Source organism: Aeromonas sp. HMWF015, assembly GCF_963878965.1.
In the GTDB taxonomy this organism is placed as follows: domain Bacteria; phylum Pseudomonadota; class Gammaproteobacteria; order Enterobacterales; family Aeromonadaceae; genus Aeromonas; species Aeromonas veronii.
Genome location: NZ_CAWNZT010000382.1, coordinates 1 through 4,177, shown reverse-complemented (window position 1 = coordinate 4,177; position 4,177 = coordinate 1). Strand labels below are relative to the sequence as shown.

3 protein-coding genes are annotated in these 4,177 nt (G+C 57.6%); 2 read left to right on the top strand and 1 reads right to left on the bottom strand.

What is annotated here, in order from left to right; genetic code table 11:
• Positions 1-613, bottom strand: a 613-nt coding sequence (locus tag AACS18_RS19780) for an aminoglycoside phosphotransferase family protein (protein ID WP_146184726.1), incomplete at its 3' end; no start/stop codon positions are given.
• 174 nt (positions 614-787) lie between these two features.
• Here AACS18_RS19780 and lptD point away from each other — a divergent pair.
• Positions 788-3,253 carry an LPS assembly protein LptD gene (gene lptD / locus AACS18_RS19775; RefSeq protein WP_108611910.1) on the top strand — a complete coding sequence of 822 codons (2,466 nt, stop codon included), beginning with the start codon at positions 788-790 and terminating at the stop codon, positions 3,251-3,253.
• 26 nt (positions 3,254-3,279) lie between these two features.
• Positions 3,280-4,177, top strand: an 898-nt coding sequence (locus tag AACS18_RS19770; protein WP_108611911.1) for a peptidylprolyl isomerase, incomplete at its 3' end; no start/stop codon positions are given.

Here is a 4,177-nt window from a genome sequence, read left to right as displayed (position 1 = left end):
AATCGATGATGGCAAGTTCGCTGGTATCAGGAGTGTTTCCGCCGCACACCATCAGGTTGCGACTGTGGAAGTCACGGTGCATCACCCCTTGTGGCTGAGCCAGATTGCAGGCGGTGAGACAGGCAAAGGTCTCATCGAGCAACTGCTGCTCTTCGTCGCTCAGGGTCAGTTGCAGATGATGGCCAAGCAGCCACTCGGGGAAAATGCTGTTCTCCCGCGCCATAAAGGCGGCATCGAAGGGCTCAAGCGCCAGATCCACCGACCCCAGAGTTGGCAACAGATCGATCGCCTTGCCATACCATGCCAGCACATTTTGCTCGTTCAGGCAGCTGATCAGCTGGGTATCACCCAGATCGCTGACCGCCAGCAGACCCTGTTCGTAGTCCACAGCCTTCACCTCTGGCGCCAACAGCTGACGCGCCTGCAAGGCCGCTGCGTTACGAACAAACTCATGATTTTTTTCGGTTTTCGGATTGGCATCCACCCACACAAGACCACCACCACGAGAGTAGCGGCGGAAGCTGGCATCACCGGAAATGAGGGTCAACTGAAGATTGGCATCACCGGAAATACGGCGTGCCCACTGCAATAGCAGGGAATCGCGATCGTGCATAAGTAGAGGACCAAGGTGGAAAGCAGCACTTGGCTGTTAGCCCTGGCCGCAATAATGCTTTATCATTGCCGGCTAACATAAAGCAATGACATGCAATGTCAACTCGATGAAACCTGTCGTAAAATGCATGCCTTGGATCAACCGTATCTATCACGGATTGCACGAGTCTTTCACATGACAAAATGGACACTGGGGTGCCGCTATCCCATCGCCCTGACTATCAGCCTGGCCCCCGCACTCACCCCAATGATGGTGCAGGCGGCCCCGTTCGAAGCGCCGCCAGCCACCGGCATTCTCGATAGTCTCTGCTATGACTATGTTCCCAAGATAGAGAAGCCTGCATCGGATCAGGATGCCAACGCACAGCCGGTCGAGGTTGATGCTGACCGTCTCGAAGCCAAACAGGGCGGCACCGCCGTCTATGAAGGTGACGTCAAGGTTCGTCAGGGTGTTCGCAAGTTTGACTCCGACTATGCCCAGCTCGACCAGAAGAGCCGGGATGTCATCGCCATCGGCAACATCTATTACAACGACGGTCAGGTGACCGTCACCAGCGACAAGACCCTCAAATCCAACCTGGATACCAAGAACTCCGAACTGGAAGAGGGCAAGTATCAGGTGCATGGCTCACCGGTGCGCGGCTTTGCCAAGCGCGTGGTGATGACCAACAACAACCAGAACATCACCATGGAGGGGGCTCAGTACACCACCTGCCCCCCCGGTCAGGAAGTGTGGACCCTCAAGGCGGGCAGCATCGACATTGACCAGAAGGAGGTGTTCGGCGAAGCCTGGAACGCCAGCCTTTGGCTCTATGACTACCCGGTGTTCTACTTCCCCTATATCAACTTCCCCATCAAGGATGAGCGGAAGACCGGTCTGCTTTACCCGGGTTACAAGCAAAGCTCCAGCAACGGCATGGATATCACCCAGCCCTTCTACTGGAACATTGCCCCCAACTATGATGCCACCATCACCTCCCGTTTTATGGACAAACGCGGCCTGATGGAGCAGGTAGAGTTCCGCTACATGCCGGACCCCGCCCACACCGGCACCCTCTATTTTGAAAGCCTCAGGGATGACAAGCAGTATGATGCTGGCAACCCGAGCTTTACCAACCCTTCGACAGGGACTCCGTACCTCTCCGATGGCCATCGTTACCTGATGAACGTCCGCCACGGCTCCGCCCTGATGGATGGCAGCCTGCGTTTTGGCATCGACTACACCCAGGTGCGCGACAAGGATTACAACTACTTCAACGACTTCAGCCCACAAGTGGGCACTCAGGTCGACAGCCAGTTGCAGCAATCCTTCACCGCCGGCTACTACCAGCACAACTGGAACCTCACCTCCGAGGTGCGCCGCTACCAGATCCTGAGTCCGTATGCGCTGCTACCCCACGAGATGCTGCCGCGTATCGACTACAACTACTTCCAGCAGGGCAAGTGGTTCGATCTGGCCTGGAACAGTGAACTGACCAAGTTTGGCTATAACAGCGGCAGTGCCACCATCCAGCAAGCCGGTGAGCGCTATACCGCCACCCGTCTGCATCTGGCACCCACCCTGACTGTGCCCCTGGTGGATGCGCCGGGTTACTACCTGACCAGTCAGTACAAATTGATGTTTACCTCCTACAACCAGGAGATACCCAAGGATCTGGTTAGCCAGGACCGCAGCCGCTTCACCGATGCAGACAGCAAACAGCTGACCCTGAAAGAGGGCACCATTACCCGTACTCTGCCGTCCTTCCGCCTCAAGGGGGGCGTCAACTTCGATCGGCCGCTCGACTGGTATGATGGCAAGGGCACCCAGACCCTGGAGCCCGAGTTCCAGTACCTCTATATCCCTTACAAAAATCAGGACGAGATCGGGATCTACGACACCACCACCACCCGTCAGGATTACTACAGCCTGTTCAGTGATCGCCGCTTTGCCGGTCTTGACCGCATCAGCGATGCCAACCGGGTCACCGTTGGCCTGACCAGCCGGGTCTATGACAATGTGGGTGATGAACGGTTGCGTCTGGCGGTGGCCCAGGCCTTCGAAATGACACCACCCAAGGTGCGCCTCTACTCGTCCGATCCGGAAAGTACCAACGCCCGCTCCCTGCTCTCGTTCGAGGGGGATGCCCGGATCACCGATGAGTGGTTTGCCCATGCAGGAACCCAATACGATACCTCCGAGGGTGAGTTTACTGCTGGCAACGGTGCGGTCGAATACCGGACTGGCAAGCTGACCACCCAGCTCAACTACCGCTATATCCAGGATGGCAACCTGGACTATCGCTATCCAACCAACCCGGCGCTGGCAGAAGATCTGAGCCAGGTAGGTCTGGTGATGATGGCGCCGATCGCCGATCAGTGGCAGATGTATGGCGGTTACTACCGTGATATCAAGCAGGATGTGAACATTGACCGCAAGATCGGTGTCAAATACGACTCCTGCTGCTGGAGCATCAACATGAGCCTGGAGTGGCACAATCAGCCTGACAACGTCACTCTGAGGCCCACTTCGGAACAAGTCATTGGTCTGCAGTTTGAAATGAAGGGCCTTGGCAGCGTGGGTACTGGTGGCCGCAGCGTCACCCTGGATACCGAGCTGCTGCCCTATGTTCGCCCGTTTAATCTGAAAGGCCAGCAATGATGCTGGCCCAGCCTTGAGAGATGGATATGAAAAAGACCCTGATTGCCCTGCTGACCGCGGGAATGTTCGGCGCCATGAGCCAGGCCGCACTGGCTGCGCCCAAGCTGATGGATAAGGTTCTGGCCGTGGTCAACAAGGACGTGGTGCTGTCCAGCCAACAGGACGCACTGGTCAACAAGGTAAAACTCTCCGCTCAGGAGAGCGGCCAGTCCCTGCCTGACGATGCCACCCTGCGCAAACAGGCACTCGACCGCCTGATCCAGGAGAGTCTGCAGCTGCAGCTGGCGGAGCGCCAGGGGCTGAAGATCAGCGATACCCAGCTGGAACAGGCTATTCAGGGTATCGCAGCCGACAACAAGATGACCCTGGATCAGCTGCGCGCCCAGCTCGCCCGTGAAGGGATGACCTATGCCCAGTATCGGGAAGAGGTTCGCCGCGAGATCCTGATGAACGAGGTGCGCCGCAACCAGGTGCGCCGCCGTATCAACATCTCCGAGCAGGAGGTGAAGCAGGTGGTAGAGATCCTGAAGAAACAGGGTCAACAGCAGAACGAATACCACGTCGGCCATATCCAGATTGCCCTGCCGGACAACCCCACTGCCGCCCAGCTGGATGCAGCCAAGAGCAAAATTGAGCGCATTCTGGCCGCGCTGAAAGAGGGCGCTGACTTCCGCAAACTGGCCATTGCCGAGAGTAACGGTCCCAAGGCGCTGGAAGGGGGTGATTGGGGCTGGATGAGCCCGCAAGAGATGCCGACCCTGATGGCGGAAGCGGTACAGGGTGCCAAGAAGGGCGACATCGTCGGCCCGCTGCGCTCCGGCGCCGGTCTGCACATCGTCAAGGTGTTCGACACCAAGGGTCAGCAGCAAGTGATGCAGACCGAGGTGAAGGCCCGTCACATCCTGATCAAGCCCTCCATCATCC